17 protein-coding genes are annotated in these 19,696 nt (G+C 41.1%); 15 read left to right on the top strand and 2 right to left on the bottom strand.

What is annotated here, in order from left to right; genetic code table 11:
- Positions 1-12 precede the first annotated feature (12 nt).
- From eno to BM156_RS20345, 8 genes are all read left to right on the top strand, one after another.
- The gene (gene eno / locus BM156_RS20380; protein ID WP_093921757.1) at positions 13-1,314 is read left to right on the top strand and encodes a phosphopyruvate hydratase; all 1,302 of its coding nucleotides are present in this window, start codon (positions 13-15) and stop codon (positions 1,312-1,314) included.
- 188 nt (positions 1,315-1,502) lie between these two features.
- Positions 1,503-1,937: a VOC family protein gene (locus BM156_RS20375; protein WP_093921756.1), complete on the top strand. Its 435-nt coding sequence runs from the start codon at positions 1,503-1,505 to the stop codon at positions 1,935-1,937.
- 54 nt (positions 1,938-1,991) lie between these two features.
- On the top strand, positions 1,992-2,684 hold the full coding sequence (locus BM156_RS20370; RefSeq protein WP_093921755.1) for a hypothetical protein: 693 nt from the start codon (positions 1,992-1,994) through the stop codon (positions 2,682-2,684).
- Between the two features lie 188 nt (positions 2,685-2,872).
- Positions 2,873-3,364, top strand: a complete 492-nt coding sequence (locus BM156_RS20365; protein WP_093921754.1) for a GNAT family N-acetyltransferase — start codon at positions 2,873-2,875, stop codon at positions 3,362-3,364.
- A 93-nt stretch (positions 3,365-3,457) separates the two neighbouring features.
- Complete coding sequence (locus BM156_RS20360; RefSeq protein ID WP_093921753.1) at positions 3,458-3,913, top strand: DUF5362 family protein; 456 nt, start codon at positions 3,458-3,460, stop codon at positions 3,911-3,913.
- Positions 3,914-4,082: 169 nt separating this feature from the next.
- Entirely contained in the window at positions 4,083-5,006 is a 924-nt protein-coding gene (locus tag BM156_RS20355) for a ketopantoate reductase family protein (protein WP_093921752.1), read from the top strand.
- A 34-nt stretch (positions 5,007-5,040) separates the two neighbouring features.
- Positions 5,041-5,190, top strand: a complete 150-nt coding sequence (locus tag BM156_RS20350) for a hypothetical protein (protein WP_212733567.1) — start codon at positions 5,041-5,043, stop codon at positions 5,188-5,190.
- Positions 5,191-5,339: 149 nt separating this feature from the next.
- The gene (locus BM156_RS20345) at positions 5,340-5,987 is read left to right on the top strand and encodes a hypothetical protein (protein ID WP_093921751.1); all 648 of its coding nucleotides are present in this window, start codon (positions 5,340-5,342) and stop codon (positions 5,985-5,987) included.
- A 49-nt stretch (positions 5,988-6,036) separates the two neighbouring features.
- Here the strand turns inward: BM156_RS20345 and BM156_RS20340 are convergent, their stop codons facing one another.
- Together BM156_RS20340 and BM156_RS20335 are read right to left on the bottom strand one after the other, a co-directional pair.
- Positions 6,037-8,307 carry a TonB-dependent receptor domain-containing protein gene (locus BM156_RS20340; protein ID WP_093921750.1) on the bottom strand — a complete coding sequence of 757 codons (2,271 nt, stop codon included), beginning with the start codon at positions 8,305-8,307 and terminating at the stop codon, positions 6,037-6,039.
- A 71-nt stretch (positions 8,308-8,378) separates the two neighbouring features.
- On the bottom strand, positions 8,379-8,756 hold the full coding sequence (locus tag BM156_RS20335; RefSeq protein WP_093921749.1) for a hypothetical protein: 378 nt from the start codon (positions 8,754-8,756) through the stop codon (positions 8,379-8,381).
- A gap of 210 nt (positions 8,757-8,966) precedes the next feature.
- Between BM156_RS20335 and BM156_RS20330 the strand changes: the two genes are divergently transcribed.
- The 7 genes from BM156_RS20330 (at position 8,967) to BM156_RS20300 (ending at position 19,121) form a co-directional block, all read left to right on the top strand.
- Entirely contained in the window at positions 8,967-9,428 is a 462-nt protein-coding gene (locus tag BM156_RS20330; protein ID WP_093921748.1) for a DUF4268 domain-containing protein, read from the top strand.
- Between the two features lie 144 nt (positions 9,429-9,572).
- Positions 9,573-10,160 (top strand): RNA polymerase sigma-70 factor, encoded by a 588-nt coding sequence (locus BM156_RS20325; RefSeq protein ID WP_093921747.1) that lies wholly within the window; start codon positions 9,573-9,575, stop codon positions 10,158-10,160.
- Positions 10,161-10,251: 91 nt separating this feature from the next.
- Entirely contained in the window at positions 10,252-11,259 is a 1,008-nt protein-coding gene (locus BM156_RS20320; RefSeq protein WP_093921746.1) for a FecR family protein, read from the top strand.
- Between the two features lie 124 nt (positions 11,260-11,383).
- Positions 11,384-14,737: a TonB-dependent receptor gene (locus tag BM156_RS20315; protein WP_093921745.1), complete on the top strand. Its 3,354-nt coding sequence runs from the start codon at positions 11,384-11,386 to the stop codon at positions 14,735-14,737.
- A gap of 20 nt (positions 14,738-14,757) precedes the next feature.
- Complete coding sequence (locus tag BM156_RS20310) at positions 14,758-16,251, top strand: RagB/SusD family nutrient uptake outer membrane protein (RefSeq protein ID WP_170847035.1); 1,494 nt, start codon at positions 14,758-14,760, stop codon at positions 16,249-16,251.
- Positions 16,252-16,580: 329 nt separating this feature from the next.
- Positions 16,581-17,654, top strand: coding sequence for a glycoside hydrolase family protein (locus BM156_RS20305; protein WP_093921743.1), 1,074 nt, complete (start codon positions 16,581-16,583; stop codon positions 17,652-17,654).
- 15 nt (positions 17,655-17,669) lie between these two features.
- Positions 17,670-19,121 carry a sulfatase family protein gene (locus tag BM156_RS20300; protein ID WP_093921742.1) on the top strand — a complete coding sequence of 484 codons (1,452 nt, stop codon included), beginning with the start codon at positions 17,670-17,672 and terminating at the stop codon, positions 19,119-19,121.
- Positions 19,122-19,696: the final 575 nt, after the last annotated feature.

The raw sequence follows: 19,696 nt of genomic DNA, 5'->3' as shown, positions 1-19,696 counted from the left end.
AAACCATAAATCATGTTAATTAATAACGTAGTTGGTAGAGAAATTTTGGATTCACGTGGTAATCCTACCGTTGAAGTTGAAGTAACTTTAGAATGCGGTGCTGTTGGTTTAGCTGGAGTTCCTTCAGGTGCTTCAACAGGAGAAAACGAAGCGCTTGAATTGCGCGATGGCGACAAAGGTCGTTACCTTGGAAAAGGTGTTTTGAAAGCTGTTGAAAACGTAAACAACGCGATTGCCAAAGAATTGGTTGGTATGGACGCTTCAGATCAAGTGGCTATTGACCACAAATTGCTGGAGTTGGACGGTACTAAAACCAAATCTAAATTGGGTGCCAACGCTATGTTAGGTGTATCATTGGCTGTTGCTAAAGCTGCTGCTAATGCACTTGAACTTCCTTTATACCGTTACATCGGTGGAACTAACGCAAAAACATTGCCTGTTCCAATGATGAACATTATCAATGGTGGATCTCACTCTGATGCTCCTATTGCTTTCCAGGAATTCATGATTCGTCCTATCGGTGCTCCTTCATTCCGTGAAGGTTTGCGCATGGGTGCTGAGGTATTCCACAGCTTGAAAAAAGTATTGCACAAACGTAATTTGAGCACTGCTGTAGGTGATGAAGGTGGTTTTGCTCCTGCTTTGGACGGAACTGAAGATGCTTTGAACTCAATCATTGAAGCAATCAAAAACGCTGGTTACAAACCAGGTCGTGCAGAAGAAGGTGGTGATGTTTCTATCGCTTTAGACTGCGCTGCTTCAGAATTCTATAGTGACGGTGTTTACGACTATGCCAAATTCGAAGGTGAAGGCGGTGCACAACGTAACCGTGACGAGCAAGTAGCTTACTTGGCTGAATTAGTTGAAAAATTCCCAATTGACTCAATCGAAGACGGTTGCGACGAAGGCGACTGGGACGGATGGGTAAAATTGAATGCAGCTATCGGCGACAAATGCCAATTGGTTGGTGACGACTTGTTCGTAACTAACGTTGAATACTTGCAAAAAGGTATCGAATTGGGTGCTGCTAACTCAATCCTGATTAAAGTAAACCAAATTGGTACTTTGACTGAAACATTGGATGCTATTGAAATGGCTCACCGTGCAGGTTACACTTCAGTAACTTCTCACCGTTCAGGTGAAACTGAAGATGCAACAATTGCTGACATTGCTGTAGCTACCAACTCAGGACAAATCAAAACTGGTTCATTGAGCCGTTCTGACCGTATGGCTAAATACAACCAATTGCTTCGTATTGAAGAAGAATTGGGTGCTGCTGCTATCTACGGATACAAAAAGATTTACAGAAAGTAATTCTGAATACCAGATAAATGAAAGCCGCTTTCCATTTGGAGAGCGGCTTTTTTATGCTTGTAGGTTTTTTCTGAAGGAGATTTGATGAGGAGTAACAAGATAGATGTCAGAAAAAATATTCTGATGAATTTTGTAAATTGGCAGTGGATAAGTAAATCCCTCAAATCAACTCTTTTAAAATAACGACAATGCAACCGATTATTGATCACATCCAAATCACAGTCAAAGATTTAGATTCTGCTGAAGCTTTTTATGATCGACTAATGCCTATTCTGGGCTTTGATCTGGCCCATAAAGCAAAGGGGAAAGTACCAGCCCATGAATTTGAAGTGGTGGAATATTATCATCCGGCGCTGATTTTTGCGATTAATTCGCCCCGTTCAGCCTTTAAAAATGACAGTATTCATCGACGCAAGCCCGGTGCTCTACACCACTTAGCTTTTAAAGCTTCTTCGCGCAACGAAATTGATGAGCTTTATCCTCTAATAAAGGCAGCCGGAGCTCATATCGTTGATGTCCCCAAATTTTATCCTCAGCACGGTGAGAGTTATTATGCCCTTTTTTTTAAAGATCAGGAAGGCATTAAATACGAGCTTGTTTTTGAAGAAGGGCGGATGGGATAAATTTGTTTAAACTATTAAATAATGGCAAACTTTGAAGTGCTAAAATAAAAACTTATGAAAAAACTAATCTTTGGTATTCTTACTTTTTGTGTATTTAGCTCTTTTGCACAAAAGAAACAGTTAGATGAGTTAACTTTTGATGATTGTCAGAATTCGGCTTTTTTTCAGAAAGTTAAGAACAATACGAATGTTTTAAGATACACTGCAGCAGATGGATCTCTTTTGGAAATTGGTGATACCCTGGTTATTGGGGTTCCTTCTGGTAGTATTACTGCAACAACTGCTGTTGGTGCTGGAAATACGGTTGGTGTTGCAAAAGCTCGATCACGAACGAAAAGTAGTTTTACGACCATAATCATGGGACGACCGGTTGGTTTTGGAAGTATTATGAATGCAATGGCAGGTGAAGCTCCAGAGAATGCTGGTGCTAACATGCAGGGAGAAATCGTTGTTATCTCAGAAATGAAAGTTTCCCATAAAGGGAGTCGAAAAAAACCTCTAGCCTTAACGATACTACTGGGAGAACCAAATGGAAGGGCTTTTGGGATTAATAAATATATGTCAGTAGTAGACTATGAGAAGTCAGTGTTAGGCGGTGAAATTAGAAGCTTGAATGCTCCTATGACAAGAGATGAAGCAATATCCAAGTTGAAAGAATCTAAAGAGCTGCTTGATCTAGGACTTATGGAACAATCAGAATATGATAAAATTAAGCAGGAGCTAACGCCTGTTATTATGGAGCAGTAATAAGTAATGCTTAGTTGATTGATTGAGTATTTTTTATTCCTTTTATCTGTATCATAAGATGACGTAAAATAACTATTATTGTTAGATATTAATTCAGTGGGTGTATTATGTTTTTTTTAATAAACTGCAGAGTTCTTCCCCGTTCGGTAGGAACTAGAATGATACTTGCCCTGTTAAGAGGACTATTTATGGTAAATATCCGAGAAGTTAAAGAATCCGATAATCCTGTTCTGTCGCAATTGATTAAATGCGTTTTTGAGGAGTATGATGCCCCCCGGGACGGAACCGTTTATTCTGATCCGACCACCGATCAGCTTTGTGACTTATTTCGCGAAGAAAGATCGATTTTGTGGGTTGCAGAACTCGATGAAAAGATTGTTGGATGTTGTGGTATTTATCCAACTCCAGGTCTCCCAGATGACTGTGCTGAGCTGGTCAAGTTTTACCTTTCTCCGGAAGCTCGTGGTCAGGGAATTGGCAAAAGCTTGATGGAGATCAACATTCGTTCAGCGATTGATTTTGGTTATTCGCAATTGTATATCGAAAGCCTTCCTGAATTTGATCAGGCCGTTCGAATGTATGAAAAGCTTGGTTTTTCTTTACTTCAAAAGCCTTTGGGAGATTCCGGTCACACTTCCTGCTCAGTTTGGATGATTAAAGAGCTTGCGAAAAAGAACTGATTTTATAAAAAACAAGGGTGTAGCTGGACACATAAAAACAGGGCGTAACCGAAAAGCCAAACGAGTAGGGAGCTAACAAAATAAAAACAAACGATGGAAAATATTGAGCAGCAAGAGCAACAGCCAACAAACTCTTTTGTTTCTAATTCAGAGATTGATAGCTATTTGTTAGAAACAGCTAAGTGGGGAAAATTCTTAGCCATCATGGGGTATATTGGTATGGGGATTTTAGTTCTTGTTTCCTTTTTTATGATGATCGGTGCATCTTTTTTCGGGAGTGCTGCTACTGCCGGATTTCCGATGTGGATTGTCGGTTTTATCTATATTGCCCTGGCTGTGGTTTATTATTTCCCAGTTACCTATTTATACAAATACTCAGCACAAATGAAGGAAGGGATAAGGTCAAATGATGGAAGTACGGTAACTTCTGGGTTCCGGAATTTGAAGTCATTGTTCCGCTTCCTGGGGATTTTCACAATCGTTATTCTGTCGATCTATGCGGTAGCTTTGGTCCTTGTTGTACCCCTTTCTTTGTTGCTGGCAAGATAAGCACCCAAAAAGAGTTTGAGCTGTTGGTTTGTTTAGCATCGCGACAATCATGTTGCAGGAAAATTGAAGCAAGCCTGAGTTTTCTTCATGTTAACTCTTCATATAAGTTGTTCTGAGGTTTGGTCATCAGAATAGCGAAAAATCGAATGTCTTACAAAAAAACAAACGAATGAAAATCGGAATATTAGGAATTGGGGGAATTGGCGGGTTTATCGGTGGAAAGCTAGCGAAGCACTTTGGCAACGACTCCGAAACAGAAATCATATTTATTTGTAGAGGCAAGACAAAAGATAAAATTGCCGAAAATGGATTGGTGTTAAACTCGAATGGAGAACGAAGCCAGGTTCATCCCGATTTGCTTAGTGAGAATCCGGCAGAGATTGGTCAGTTGGACGTGCTTATTGTAGCTACCAAAGCCTACTCTTTGGGACAAGTGATTAAGCAATATCAAGCGTGTTTGACCGATGAAACAGTGGTTATTCCTCTGCAAAATGGAGTTAATGCGAAGGAGATCGTTCTGCAAAGCTTGGACGGTGTTAAACCGACTATTCTTGAAGGGTGCATTTACATTGCTTCCAATATTGGTGAGCCTGGAGTTGTGAACCATGTGGGAGGTCCTGGCAAAATTTTCTTTGGAAATACCAACTCGGACAACTTTAGCTGGCTTGAAAAGTTGATGAAAGAAGGAGGTTTGGATGCAAACTATACCAAAGCAATCACAAAGTTTTTGTGGAAGAAGTTTCTTTTTGTATCTCCAGTGGCAGCGATGACTACAGCTCTTAATCTGACTTTTGGAGCCGTGGCTGAAAATGCTGAACTAATGAGTCAACTGGAAGATATGATGAAGGAAGTTCAACAGTTAGCTTTGCAGCTTAGGGTTGATTTAAGCGATCAGGATGTGGCAGATTCTCTAAATATGATTCAAAACTTTCCGTATCAAGCAAAGTCATCCTTGCAGTTGGACTTTGAAAATGAAAGTACGAAAAATGAAAAGTACTATTTGGTTGATTACGTGATAGAAGAAGCCAAAAAGTGTGGGGTTCTCGTCCCTGACTATGAGCTGATGAATGGAAAAATTCAAGCGCTCGTTTAAATCAAAAATAGTTGTGTTAACGAATTGAAGCTTAATGAAATATTTGGTCGAAAAAGTCGGTGAAGCTGAGTTTCCTGAGCTTGTTGCTGTTTGGGAAGCTTCGGTTCGTGCAACTCATCATTTTATTAGCGAAGAAGATATTGCATACTATAAACCACTAATCCAATTTTACACCAGGAACTAGTGAAGTGGTTAATCGTTAGTTTGTTAGCTGCGACAGACTTTCTCCAAATCAAAAAAAATCCTACAAAATATAAATGGTGACAATTAACCTTTCTAGGTTTCATTTTTGTTTTTATTTTAGAAACCGAACAAATGTTAATATGAAAAGCCATGAGAACAACAAGTACCATTTTGTTAATGATGCTCTTTTTTATTATTGGATGTAATAAAGAGACAGATGAAAGTCAAGAAGAAATTATTCCAATCAAACAAGAGAATCATATTCAAGCCAAGGTTGACGGACGTGATGTCCTTATTTATCAGGATAATTCACTAAATACAGATACTACAAGTTTATTTTCGTTTTCCTTTGGACAATCTATTTTATCAGATGAAGAACAAGCTGATACGAGTTTTTATCTCAGTGGGTATTTAAATGGTGAGTCGTTAAAGATCAGTTTCCCAATGGAGCAGCATGCGAGTACTTACGATATTGTTCGCGATCCGAATCCTGCAAGTCCAAAGTATGGCTATTACTCTTATGCACCGGAACTGGATGAGAATCGTGGCTTTTTAGTTTTTCAAACTCAGAATTTTTTGAAAGAAGCTATGCCCGCTCAGAAAGTGGGAGAGGTGTCGGTTAAAGTATTGGATTGGGAGAAGCGTGAAATTGCCGGAACATTCTTTTTTACGGCTTATGGTTACTACCATGATTGGAACGAAGAGGCTGCTCTGATTTCACCTGTTGATTCTTTGGTTCAAGTGAATGATGGTACTTTCTACTTCAAGTGGGAGGAGGATTTAGATATCAGTTTATAGTGAAACGTCCGGGGGGGAAGAATCCACCCCGAACGAATAGTTGTAAATCTTAAAACTGGTAGCTTAAACTAAAGTTAAAACTCCTTCCAGGTGAATAGATTGGGCGGATTTCAGCATTTCTAACAGAGCGAGCCAAGTGTTCATAGTAGGCTTTATCAAATAAGTTTTGAACAGCAGCTGTTGCCTGCAGACGATTAAACAGGAGATAAGAAACCTTCAGATCGACCAAATCGAAAGCTGGCGTTTTGGTTTCTCCATAAGTTGTAGCAATTCGGTTTTGCTCAAAGGAGTGTCGATAGCTAAGCTCGGTTCGTAGCTTTTCATCAGCAAACTTTCCAACCAAGCGATAGCGAAATTCCATCGGAGGAATTTCGGGTAGTGCTTCATCAGTTGTCGTGTTTTCTCCGTGCGTGTAAGCCAGCGTCGCCACTTGTTGCCAATGCCGAGTAAGCAATTGCCGCCAACTAAACTCGAACCCGGTAAGTCGAGCCTTATCTCGGTTTACAAATTGACGAACGCCTGGTGAAGAGCTCATCCTGGGTTGCAAGTCTTCCCGTATTTCAGAGCTGATATAGTTATTTACAAAAGAGGCAAACAGGTTTAGGTCGATGGCTGTTTGGTCCGTTTTATAGTTGAAAACCAAGTCGGCTTGGTTATTGGTTTCAGCTTTCAATTCCGGATTTCCAAGCATTTCATAGGGATCAACTCCAATGGGGAGAAAATTGATGTAGCGTTCGGCCAGTCCCCCGCTTCGTTGGGCACTTCCAAGCCAGAGTCCCATCGAAAAGTGCTCACTGATTGTTTTTGTTCCTCCCAAGCTGAATGAAGGATTTAGCAGGTCTGAGCTCATGTCAGAATAATTCTTAGCAAACTTTTCGTCAGGATTGCCGGCTTCTGCATGGTTTAGCTCCAGGCGTCCGGAGAAAACCAAATGATAGCCTTGCCCTTGATGATGATATTCTGCAAACAAACCATTTTTCCGAATCGAGGCATCTTGCCAAACATTGTCAAGCATGGCCTGTCCTTTCATAGGTCCCATGAGTAGGTTTCGTTCGCGCGTTCCTTCTGCTTTTTCATAGCGCATGTCTGTTCCTACAAAGAACCAGTCATTGTTAAGGTCAAACCTTAATTCGGTGCGTCCTCCTGCATTGTTTGTTTTTGCTGCTGTGCTGGCGTCAACCATGCGGGGAGTGATTTCCTTATCGAAATTATCCATCAGGTGATCGACCCATGTCGCATAAAGGGTCGTGTTCCATGAGGAAAGCTTGCCTTTGTAAAACAAGGCTTCGTGCCCTAAATTCAGCAGCCAGGTATCATCTTTTCGCAAGTCCATCGGTAGAGCGGGGAAATCCACATCTTTGGCATAGTTATTCGAAACCAATAGATGTAGTTGTTGTGTTTGACTGAGCTTAAACCCGAACTTTCCGCCAAAATTGGTTCGATAAAAACGAGCAGGAACGCTAAGTCCATCGCCGTCGGTATAATCATCTCCGGTGGATAAAGCACCAAATAAACGAAGGTCAACAGCTTTGTTACTTAAGCCAACAAGGGCTTCCGATCGGCTGATGGATCCATTGGTTTCAAAGCTGCTTCCCAAGCGTCCGCCCAGTTTCGCTTGCTCGGAAAAATGAGATGGTGCACTCTTAAAGTTGATGGTTCCTCCAAAGGCACTTCCATAGCGAAGGCTGTGTGGTCCTTTTAGCACCTCTGCCTGGACGATCATATTTAGAGGAATTTGACTGGATGCGGGATCCATTCGATTAGGGCAACCCGCAGTTGCACTCTGCGTTCCATCAATGACCAGGTTGAGTTGGTCATATTTAAAACCACGGAGTACGGGATCGAAACCATAGGCTCCACTCTTGCGGATGCTCGAAATGGCACTGAATTGCTCCAATACCTGACCGGCATCATGAGCGAGTTTATCCTGGATCCGAAAAGTCATTTTTTCCTGTTCACCGGCTTCTGGATGGATACTTAAAAAAGTAACAGGTTGTAAATTATGGCTTTTGGGACTTAGCTCCAACACCTGTTTTTTCATGGCTTCAGCAACTTCTTCAGGCGTGAAACTCAGCTTCCCATATTGAATGTGTGAAATGATTAATGGAACATCTTCTTGATAAACGAATGAGATTTCGCCATCGATGGATGAAATGCCTTGTTTTGAGCCGTAGGCATAATTGGCATTTTCAATTGGTTGACGGGTATCTTCAGCAACCAGTTTTAAGTAGGGCGTTTGCGCTTGCAGTGTAAAACTTAGAATTAACAAGCCAAGTGCCACCCCAATTCGCCTGTAAAAACGATCAAATAATTGATTCATTATGAATTGAATTAAGAGTTTGTATTGATTTTAGTGCTGATTAGCGACTAAAAAGCGTATTCGATAAAAAATCAGGCTTGATCTTTCGGAGGGTGAAAAAGCGAATAGGCTAATAAAACTCCTTTTGTGTAGACGATTTGATAGCCGATGATCTCAGAACTTGGGAATTGGTTTTGGGTTATTTCGGAGTCATCGGCAAATAATTGGATTTCGTATTTTTTGTTCTCTGATTGGGGAGCTTCCTGTTTTTGCTTTTCGTGTTCTTCCAGCTTGTTTTTTAGCTGGCAACATCCCTGGCAGCTCGAGTCGGGGATATCTTTTTCGATACACAGAAATTCCGCAATATAATCCTGGTTAATTTTGAAAGAAAGGTAAATGGCAGCCTCCGCCATAAAATGCAGGCTAAATGCAAAAATGAGAAGGTATGAGAAAATCTGCCTAATTATCATCGTGATGAATAACTTTCTTCAAAGCAAAGGATTGCTTGATTATTTAACCCCAAAGACAAAGATTTCTGTAAATTGTTCAGAACGAATGTCAAATTATGATTTAGACTATTTGTGAAAAGACATTGAATGTTGATGGAATAAGTAGTTTTTTTGGGTAGGCCCTTCGAATTTGAATTATCGATTGTATTTTTAGCCCTTTAATACTAGCCAATGTACACACAAGAGGAAGCAAAACAACTGCGGAAAGATTTCTGGATTCTTTTTGGAAAACGATGTAAGATTGTTCCCGAATTGCAAGAGAAAGGGAAAAAATGGATGTTGTATGACACCAAAATAACAGGGCTGGACCTGAAGTTTGAGGTTGACCGCAGAGCTGCCCGTGTAATGATTGAGCTGAACCATCGGAATGAAGGCAAGCGACTCGATCTGTTTGAAAAGTTACAGTCGTACAAAGCAATTTTGGAAGATGGTTTTGAGGATGGCTTAATCTGGGATTTCTTGTTCGTGCGCGAAACCGGAAAGGAAGTGTGCCGGATCTACGTGGAGCAGGAGGGCTTCGATATTCATCGCCAAAAACAATGGCCTGACATTTATAACTTTTTCATTGAAAATATGCTCCGGTTAGAGACCAACTTTCTGGATATTCGCGATATTTTAAAGGAACAGCTTTAAGAGTTAAATTTCTATTTAGGAGAGGGATTGGAATGCTGCAAGGGACAGGGTGGAGTCGTTTCTCAAATACTGATTTTATTAGCAGTCTTGGTGCGCTAGTCCATACAAATTAGTATCATTGTAGCAGATTAGCGATACCTAACAATGAATAGATACCTAAACGATAATGTTGCTATGGCGGAGGTTGCCAAAGGAGACCTCAAAGCTTATCGTTATCTTTTTGACCATCATTTTGCAGACCTTTGCAACTTTCTGCTAATTTATTTGCACGATCGAAATCTTGCGGAAGAGCTTGCGCTGGATATTTTCGCTTATGTGTGGGAAAAGCGAGAAGATATTGCGATAAAGTCATCGTTTCGCAACTACCTGTATACTGCAGCTAAGAATCAGGCAGTATCTCATTTCCGAAAACAACAAAAACACTTCTTTACTGACCTCGGAATTGAAGCTCCTGATGCAGTTGATCCCATTTCAGCTGAATATATTCTAGAGAATGAGGAATTACAACAAATGATCAATAATGCAATCGATAGCCTCCCTGCGCAGAGTAAGCGGATTTACCAAATGGCATGGGAGCAAAACCTTTCGTATAAGGAAATTGCGAATGAACTGGGCTTAAGTGTAAAAACAGTGGAAAACCATGTTGGAATAGCCTTGCGAAAACTTCGCGAAAAGTTACGGCCCTATTACAAGCAAATCTTCGTTTTTTGGATGATTTCTAACTTTTTTTGAAAAAAAGCATTTTTGGATTGAGGGATTCATGAGGTACTTGCGACTATAAGAATAAACAGCCTGGTTAAACAGCTTGAAAAATAACGTTTCAATGAACCCGATGAATCAAGAAAAAATACCTTGGGAAATTATTTCAGCCCAACTCAAAGGGAATGCTTCTTCTGAGCAAAAAGAGTTGCTGAAAGCTTGGTTGAAAGAGTCCGAAGAAAATGTAAAAGCTTATCAGCAGACTCTATGTGATTGGCAGATTTCAAATCAGAAAGTCGATTTTTACTCTCCCGATACTGAAAGGCTATGGGGGAGATTACTTGCCCGAATTGAAAAGCAACCTCAAAAGCGATTAACTCCATTTCGATTTTATCGTTGGATAGCTGCTGCAGCTGTTCTTGTACTTGTTTTTCTAAGTGGTATGTGGATGGGAGACTTTTCAAGCTTTTTTGCCAACGATCAGGTTTACACAACAGTGATTTCACCAAAGGGAAGTCGTACGCAGGTTGTTCTGCCAGACAGCACATGTGTTTGGCTTAACTCTGGTTCTGAAATTCGTTACCCAACTTCTTTTGAGCGGAAAACCCGTGATGTTTACATTGTTGGCGAGTGCTTTTTTGATGTGACAAAAGACCAACAAAAGCAATTTGTTGTACATGCCGAAAAGGTTGATGTTAGGGTGTTTGGAACCCAATTTAATGTTCGGGAAAACGGGAAAATCAACCAAGTTGATGTGGCACTGCTCGAAGGAAAAGTAAGTGTATTTGGAAAGCAGAGCCAGCCGCTAACCGAGCTTAAGCCTGGCGAACAGTTTACCTTAGCCAATGGGAAAGCGACGGTGCAGCAGGTTTCAAATATTGAACGCTTGGTGGCTTGGAAAGATAACATGCTCATTTTTGAAAACGAGCCATTTGAAAGTGTTATTCAAACGTTGGAGAGTTGGTATGGCGTTGAGTTTACAGTTGATTCGCAAATGCTAGCAAAGCACAGTTATACTTTCAAAGTAAAGACTGAAAGTTTAAGCGATGTGCTGGATTTGATTTCAGTAATTACACCAATTGAATACAAAATTAATGGAGAAGAAGTATTTATAAATTATAAGAATAGGTGAAACTAAAACAGGGAAGCGATTAACTCCCCTGCCTTTTTAATGTCGAATCTGAATTTGACAGGTATCCAGCCGTCTACCAAACAAATTGGAACCTTTAAAATTCAAAAACTAATCATTCAAAATTATGAAAAAAAAATGGTTTGAACTTGCATTGGGGATTCCCCGATGTAAAAAACTCTTTCTAATCATGAGACTGACTCTTTTTCTAGTGCTCGGTATGGTCATTAACTCGATGGCTTCGGGCTTTGCACAAAACACCAAACTTAACCTCAATCTCGAAAACAAGCAGATTCGTGAAATTCTAAACGAAATTGAAAATCAATCGGAGTACACCTTCATGTACGATAATCAAAAGGTGGATGTGGAAAGACGGGTAACAATACGTGTAAATACATCATCTATTGAAAGGACCTTGAGCCAGATTTTCAGAGATGAACAAATTGACTTTCGTATTATCGATCGCCATGTGATGATTTATCCCAAAGAAGGGAGTGGAGTCGTTCAGCAACAGGTGAAAATATCTGGAACCATTGTAGATATGGCAGGTCAGCCATTGCCCGGAGTAACTGTTTTAATCAAAGGAACCAACCAAGGGACCGTTAGTGATTTTAACGGAGAATATACGATTGCTGATGTTCCGGTAGAGGGCCTATTGGTATTTTCTTTTGTGGGGATGAAGACGCAAGAGGTTCTGGTCGGAAAACAATCAGTGATCAATATCACGATGAGCGAAGACGCCATTGGCCTGGACGAAGTTGTAGCGATTGGTTATGGAACACAGAAGAAGATTAACCTGACTGGAGCTATTGCAACAATGTCTAGCGACGACTTAAACAAACGGGTAATAACCAGCCCTGAGTCAATGCTGCAGGGAAAACTTCCGGGATTGCAGGTGATTCAAAATTCTGGTGAACCAGGAAATAATTCGAATTCACTACAAATTCGGGGCCTTGGAACTTTTGATGGAGCCGGTAAAAATCCATTGGTATTGATTGACGGAATTCCGGGAGATATGTCATCCATCAACCCAAACAATATCGAAACAGTAACCCTGCTAAAAGATGCTGCTTCGGCCTCAATTTATGGTTCACGGGCTGCTAATGGTGTGATTTTAATAACCACCAAACAAGGGACTAAAGGGCAATTATCTGTTGAATATGGTTTTAACCTGGGAAATTATTCACCTACCGTGTTACCCGACTTAGTTACAAACTCGGCCGATTATATGGAATTGTATAATGAAGCGATGGAGCATACGGAAGGACGTCCGGTTCCCTATACGGATGAGGAAATTAGTGCTTACCGAAACGCCACGGACCGGGATAAGTACCCCAATACGGATTGGCTTGACTTGATGGTTAATCCAGCGTGGGTTCAAAATCATTTTTTGCGAATGTCAGGTGGTACTGATAAAACCGTTTACAATGTGAGTTTAGGCCTTAATGATGAGCCTGGAGTCATGGAACCTTTCTATTACAAAAAGTACAATACGCAGTTCAATATCACTTCATCTTTGGATGATCGAATTACCTTTGGAGCAAACATTGGCTTGAACTACGACATTACAGACCGAACTCCTGGTGGCGGTACTGATCAGTATGCGGTTATTCTTTCGCAGGGGCCAACTTACAAGCCTAAACTTCCCAATGGCGACTATGTGAAGAACGCTTTTCTAGATGAGTACGAGAATAAGTTTCAGCCCAATCCTTATGCAATAATTGAGACAACTTCTAGCAATACCAAAGGATTTAGTATGCAAAGTAGTGCTTTTGTTGATGTTAAGTTGGCTAGCTTCCTGCGTTGGACAGTTAAGGGGGGAATCAATATTAACAATACAAAAAACAAAACTTGGCAATCCGAAGGTGTTCGAACTTATCATTACAACACAGGAGAATATGCCGAGTTCTTGGATTATGGAAAGTCTGGGTTGACAGTATCTCAGTTTAACGACATTCAGCCCGTTTTATATTCTCATTTAACCTTTGATAAAGATTTTGGAAACCACAATGTTAAAGCGCTTGTCGGATATCAACAAGAAAGCTACAAGTATGAAACACTAGGTGGTTTCAGAGAAGGTTTTTTTAATAGTTCAGCACAGGAGTTGGATGCTGGATCAAGTAATGGACAAACCGTAAACGGAACGTCAGAAGAATGGGCGATCTTGTCTTATTTTGGACGTTTAAACTACAATTACAAGGAGAAGTACCTGTTTGAAGTGAATGGGCGATATGATGGCTCTTCCCGGTTTAGCAAAGACAACCGTTGGGGATTCTTCCCATCCATGTCTGCAGCCTGGCGAGTGTCAGAAGAATCATTTCTGGAAGATGCTCAGTCTTTATCAAATTTAAAAGTTCGTGCTTCGTACGGAGTGTTGGGAAATCAGGATATTGGCTACTATCCTTACCAAGATATTCTTTCAATTATTAAAGGGTATCCCTTCGAAGGAACCTTGGTGTCAGGTGCCAAACCAACGGCAATTGTTGATGAGAACATGAAGTGGGAGACCACTCAGATTTATGATATTGGCTTTGACTTGTCATTATTAGACAGTCGATTCAACTTTACTTTCGACTGGTTTAACAAGTTTACCTACGACATTCTGAGAAGAAAGCAGGTTGGTGGTTTCTATGGACTTCAGGGGCCAGTTATTAATGGTGGAGAAATGCGAAATACTGGTTTTGAGTTTGATGTAAACTACTCAGACCATATTAATGATTTTGTCTACAGCCTGTCTTTTAACTTACAACGCTATAAGAATGAGGTGGAGAAGTTTGGTGAAAGGGAGATTTCCGGAAATACGGTAATTGAAGAAGGCAAGCCTTGGAGAACTTGGTATATGTATGAATGGATTGGTATTTTCCAATCTCCGGAAGATGTAGAGAATTCAGCGACTCATCCAAATCAACCTAAGCCGGGAGATATTAAGTTCAGAGATGTGGATAATAATGGAGTCATTGATCAGAATGACCGGGTTTATATCGATGGTGCTTTCCCGAAATTCTCCTATTCTTTTAATCTGAATGCATCGTGGAAGAATTTCGATTTTAATGCCCAGTTCTTTGGCGTTGAAGGACGGAAGTTGTACTTGAATCAACAAGGAATGGATCCGTTTTACAAAGGGACACCTCCTTCTAAGAAATGGTTGACAGACCGATGGACGCCAGAAAACCCAACCAATGAAATGCCTGCTATTTACGCTGGTTTTTATCATCGGGCTATTGAAGGATCTTATTCAAGCTACTATTTGCACAATGCCGACTTTTTGAGATTAAAGAACCTCCAAATTGGTTACACTTTACCACAAAGGCTAGTGTCTAAGCTAAAGCTTAAAAATGTACGAGTTTATTATTCAGGAGATAATATTCTAACCTTTAGCGAACTTGACGGGGTTGATCCAGAGCGGGTTTCCAACAGTGGAAAATATGCCGCTTATCCTCAAAACAAAGTACACTCTTTAGGAGTGAATGTTAAATTCTAATGTTTTTAAAAGCAGTTGATATGAAAAAGATAATATACCCTATAGGAATACTCACAATCGTATTTGCTTTGTCGTCTTGTCAAGACGATTTTCTGGATCGAAGTCCCTTGTCTGCTATTTCATCCGAGACATTTTGGAAAAGTGAGCAGGATATAATGGGGGCACTTTCCGCCTGTTACGATCCTCTAAGTCCTGTTGGTTGGGAAGCCGGATTTGGCGGGCTTACTGCCCAGTGGGAAGCACTATCGGATGATGGATACACTAACGCCGGTTGGCCTAGTAACTTCCCGGCACCGTCTCGTGGACTAATTGAGTCAACTACTGGTGGAATTGTACGGGATTGGTACTTTTTAAATTATAAGGCTATAGCAACTTGCGATTTCTTCCTTCGCAATATCGATTCCGTTGAGAAACTGGATGCGACGGCCCGCAAACAATATATTGGCGAAGTGCGTTTTTTAAGAGCTCTGTATTATTCTCGCTTGGTTAAGGTGTATGGCGGCGTTATTATTACAGGAGAAGTTGATATTGATAATATGGACTTGCCTAAAAACACGCGTGAGGAAGTTGTTAAAGAAGTATTGGATGATTTGGACTATGCTATAGCTAACCTTCCGAATACTGCCTATGCTGGAAGAGCTGTTAAAGGATCGGCACTTGCGCTGAAGGCTCGTGTCCTGATGACTGAAAGTCGTTGGGCTGAAGCAGCTCAGGCTGCTAAGCAGGTGATCGATGATCAAAAATTCTCACTGTCCGATGATTTTGCCGGAATGTTCAATGGTCAAAGTCAGGATGGAAATCCTGAAATTATTTTTTCTTCCGTCTATACAGCTCCCGATAAGGTGAGCCATTTAGATATCATGTATGGTAGCTGGCGTTCTTGTTCACCTTTGCAAGGATTGGTTGATGCCTATGAATGCACAGATGGTAAATCCATTTCAGAGTCTCCTTTATTTGATCCGGAAAATCCGTATGAAAACAGAGACCCACGCCTTGACTTAACCGTTTTTCTTCCCGGAGAACCATGGGAATATGGAAATGGCGTTGTCGATGAGGTGTTTCTGTCCACAGGTTTCGCTTGGGAAAAATACATTGATCGCACACAGGCTCCTGTCACCAGCACCATTAAAAGTGCGCAGGATGTCATTATTTTGCGATATGCTGATGTGTTGTTAATGTATGCCGAAGCTAAAAATGAAGCAGATGGCCCTGATCAGTCAGTTTATGATGCCTTGAATGAGGTAAGGGCAAGGCCTGGAGTTGATATGCCAGCAGTCTCAGGTTTGAGCAAAGAAGAACTTCGAGAGAAAATAAGGAATGAACGGAGAGTTGAGTTGGCCATGGAAGGGATCAGATATTTTGATCTTAAACGATGGGGAATCGCGCATATCATCGTTCCTCAAATTGAAGACCCTGGTGTTACACGGATTTTTGAACAAAAACACTATTTGTGGCCTTTTCCACAATCTGAAATTGATATTAACGACAAGTTGGTTCAGAATGATGGTTATTGATGGAAGGTGGAATGATGATTTTCAATTCATCTGATGAAGAATTTTGAATAAAAAAAAGTATTAACCAAGAACTCCGCGGTAGGTCTCTTAAAATAGAACCCAAGGCCGTGGAGTTTTGTTTTTTTTAAGAATCCAACTTTTGAATCGGGAAAAGATCGCAAAAGACTGATAATTGCCAAATTTTGGGTAGTTTGGAGTCCAAATTTTGAAACACAAGTTAAATCCCATTTCATAACAAGTAAACAAGCTTGGAAACGGGTTCTTGGGATGATTTTACTGTTGTTATCAATTAAATTAACTACGACTCAAACGAACTGAATTTTCATCGAATGAAAATAATCGTATTCTTTTTTACAGCCTTGTTGCTGACAGCCTGCAGCAGCAAGCCTGAAAGCGAAAATGTATTTTACCAGCACTGGGATAAATCATCTCAGGAGGGAGCCTTTAAAATGCCCGATTGGATTGTCTGGGGAGGCTCGGTGATTAAAGCTAAAGATGACAAATATTACATGTTTGCCAGCCGGTGGCCAAAACATCTGACCATGAGGTCATGGGTTACCAACTCCGAAATCGTATTGGCTGTAGCTGATCGTCCTGAAGGACCCTACACATTCAAGCAGGTGGTTTTACCGGCCAGGGGAAATCAATACTGGGATGGGATGGCCACTCATAATCCCAATATCCAATACCACAATGGTAAATACATCCTTTTCTACACTGGAGTGAATTATGATTTTGATCAACCTACAGACTCGGTCCCTTCGCGAGAGATGTATGAGCGGGCTTGGAACAACAAACGAATTGGTGTTGCAGTGGCCGATTCTCCCATGGGGCCCTGGAAACGGATGGATTATCCCGTAATTGAACCGCGGCCGGGGATGTGGGACGGAGCTATCACGAGTAATCCGGCTCCGGTTATCCATGATGATGAAAGTGTATTGTTGATTTATAAAAGTGCTCCTGTTCCCTATCCAGAGCGCAATAAAAATCGCACCATGCGATTTGGGGTGGCTAAAGCATCGCACTACTTAGGGCCATATGAGCGAGTGGCTCACAATAACCAGATTAAAATTAGTCCAATAGATACCGATGTTGAGGATCCATACATCTGGTACGATAAGGACAGGTATTTTATGTTGTCGAAATGTATGAATAAGATGATAACCGGAGAGTCTGGTTCGGGCTTTATTGCTTATTCGTTTGATGGTGTTGAATGGTTAACTCCTGAAGAGCCGGCAGCTTATAGCAAAACGGTTACCATGTTGGATGGTACTGTCGAAAAAATGCAGAAGTTGGAGCGTCCCCAGGTCTTGTTACAAAATGGAAATCCAACGCATGTGTTTTTTGCCTGTATCAATTCAAAAAATGAGATATTCAACATTGTTCGGCCATTAGTTGACTGAGAAAAACTTAATTATATGAAAAAGAACGAGATGAGAGCTTGTGGGGCAATGATTCCACTCTTGATATTAGGAAATTCATGTACAACTCCCAAGGAGGTTAAGCGACCTGAAAAACCCAATGTGGTTCTGTTTTATCTTGATGATAGTGGTTATGGGGATTATGCGCACAACGGGAACCCTGTCATCAAAACCCCCAACATCACAAAGTTAAAAGAAGGAGGCGTTAATTTTACGCAGTTTTATGTTTCTTCTCCTGCATGTTCAGCATCGCGTTATTCGTTGTTGACTGGACGATATCCCGGACGTTCGGGGCTAGGAAGCTGGGTGATAGGTCCAGGCTCTGCAAGGTATATTCATGAAAATGAAGTAACGCTTGCTGAAGGATTAAAATCGGTGGGGTATAAAACCGGAATCTTTGGAAAGTGGCATTTGGGCTCTCCAAACGAAAAGAACCAGTTCTCCGAGAAAAGCTTGCCTTTGGCGCATGGCTTTGATGAGTGGCTTGGAACAAACGTATCGCATGATTACGATAATGCCATGCTATTAAAAAGTGATTCAAATGGTAAAAATCCCATCCCGGGCTATGATTTGATTGCTAAAGATTTGCCCTACGATACCTTGGCTTCAGAGTCGTTGACCGGAGTTTGCACAAAAGCAGCGATCGATTTTATAAAACGAAACAAGGAGCAACCGTTCTTTGCTTATATCCCTTACAACATGCCTCATTTAGGACTTTTTGTGAGTGATAAATTTAAAGGCACATCTAGGAATGGCTTTTTAGGAGATGTGATGGAAGAGGTTGATGCTGCGATTGGTGAAGTTTGTCAGGCATTGGAAGATGTGGGGGTAAAGGAAAATACCATTGTCATTTTTTCATCAGACAACGGACCTTGGATTGTCTTTAGCGATAAATCGGATACCAAATATGGAGATACGCGTTTGCAAGTGGGGTATGCCACTCCATTTCGCGACGGGAAAGGTTCAACATGGGAAGGAGGACACCGTGTCGCGGGGATTATTAATTGGCCTGCTGAAATAAAAGAGAACAGGAATGAACAAACTCCAGTAAGTACCCTCGATATTTTGCCAACCATATTTGCCATAGCAGGGGTCGAAATGCCAACAGACAGAACAATTGATGGGCGCGATATTCGAGCATTACTAATGCCGGAGAAGTATGATAATAAACCTGAGGATTTTGAATTTCTCTATTCGTATTCTGACAATAAGCCTTCAGCGATTCGGAAAGGTCCTTGGAAGTTGCATGTTCGCATCGGTTCTCAAACGAAAAACAATTACGGATTTACGGCATCCAGAGAGACTCCGCTGTTGTTTCAGGTTGAAGAAGACTTGGGAGAAAAGGTTGATGTAGCCGTTCAGCAGCCCGAAAAAGTTTCTGTAATGCGATCGGAACTGGAAAGGCTTGAACAACAGATCGAAGAAGAAGGATCATTCTGGGATAAATAAAAGAAACATCCGACATGTGATGGGAACGAGCAGGGAATGACTGCGATCCTTGAAGATGGAAAACCAACTCATCTCTTTGCTCCGGGAGGATGTAACATTAACAATGAGACAGGAATGTGTTGTTGTTTGTTGGGAACTGTTCCATAAAATGATTCCGCTTTAAAGCCGAAGACTATAATTTAAAAAGCAACTTGTCGGATTTCATGTTCTATCTATCCTTATCCATCGAATTGCAAGGAGCACATGGTGTGCCGAGAAGCGATGAATCGGCAAAATAAAGTTCATTGCATGCTGTAATTGAGATGGTGGAAGTTGCAAACGAGCAACTGGACACTGGTGTCGCCTTACAGGAGGGGGCATCAAACCACCTAAAGGTGCTGTGTTTAAGAGGCATGGTGCTGAGCGTTTAGGAAAAGATATAGCACGATTATATCAGGTGTGAATATAGGAGCTGAACGCAAGTGAACCCTTGAAGAGGAGTCGAGAAGTGGCCATATCCAGTCAAAAGCTACGGAGTATGTGACGAAGTGATGAGCTTAGCGGGCTCCTGTTTACTGGCTAAGCGGCTGGCGTCT

The sequence above is a fragment of the Sunxiuqinia elliptica genome (genome assembly GCF_900113005.1).
Classification (GTDB): Bacteria; Bacteroidota; Bacteroidia; order Bacteroidales; family Prolixibacteraceae; genus Sunxiuqinia; species Sunxiuqinia elliptica.
This window is presented reverse-complemented; position numbering and strand designations above follow the sequence as displayed.

Bases quoted from the DNA above. Each gene is read 5' to 3' on its own strand.
- eno (WP_093921757.1), top strand. From the start codon at position 13: ATGTTAATTAATAACGTAGTTGGTAGAGAAATTTTGGATTCACGTGGT.
- BM156_RS20375 (WP_093921756.1), top strand. From the start codon at position 1,503: ATGCAACCGATTATTGATCACATCCAAATCACAGTCAAAGATTTAGAT.
- BM156_RS20370 (WP_093921755.1), top strand. From the start codon at position 1,992: ATGAAAAAACTAATCTTTGGTATTCTTACTTTTTGTGTATTTAGCTCT.
- BM156_RS20365 (WP_093921754.1), top strand. From the start codon at position 2,873: ATGGTAAATATCCGAGAAGTTAAAGAATCCGATAATCCTGTTCTGTCG.
- BM156_RS20360 (WP_093921753.1), top strand. From the start codon at position 3,458: ATGGAAAATATTGAGCAGCAAGAGCAACAGCCAACAAACTCTTTTGTT.
- BM156_RS20355 (WP_093921752.1), top strand. From the start codon at position 4,083: ATGAAAATCGGAATATTAGGAATTGGGGGAATTGGCGGGTTTATCGGT.
- BM156_RS20350 (WP_212733567.1), top strand. From the start codon at position 5,041: ATGAAATATTTGGTCGAAAAAGTCGGTGAAGCTGAGTTTCCTGAGCTT.
- BM156_RS20345 (WP_093921751.1), top strand. From the start codon at position 5,340: ATGAGAACAACAAGTACCATTTTGTTAATGATGCTCTTTTTTATTATT.
- BM156_RS20340 (WP_093921750.1), bottom strand. From the start codon at position 8,307: ATGAATCAATTATTTGATCGTTTTTACAGGCGAATTGGGGTGGCACTT.
- BM156_RS20335 (WP_093921749.1), bottom strand. From the start codon at position 8,756: ATGATAATTAGGCAGATTTTCTCATACCTTCTCATTTTTGCATTTAGC.
- BM156_RS20330 (WP_093921748.1), top strand. From the start codon at position 8,967: ATGTACACACAAGAGGAAGCAAAACAACTGCGGAAAGATTTCTGGATT.
- BM156_RS20325 (WP_093921747.1), top strand. From the start codon at position 9,573: ATGAATAGATACCTAAACGATAATGTTGCTATGGCGGAGGTTGCCAAA.
- BM156_RS20320 (WP_093921746.1), top strand. From the start codon at position 10,252: ATGAACCCGATGAATCAAGAAAAAATACCTTGGGAAATTATTTCAGCC.
- BM156_RS20315 (WP_093921745.1), top strand. From the start codon at position 11,384: ATGAAAAAAAAATGGTTTGAACTTGCATTGGGGATTCCCCGATGTAAA.
- BM156_RS20310 (WP_170847035.1), top strand. From the start codon at position 14,758: ATGAAAAAGATAATATACCCTATAGGAATACTCACAATCGTATTTGCT.
- BM156_RS20305 (WP_093921743.1), top strand. From the start codon at position 16,581: ATGAAAATAATCGTATTCTTTTTTACAGCCTTGTTGCTGACAGCCTGC.
- BM156_RS20300 (WP_093921742.1), top strand. From the start codon at position 17,670: ATGAAAAAGAACGAGATGAGAGCTTGTGGGGCAATGATTCCACTCTTG.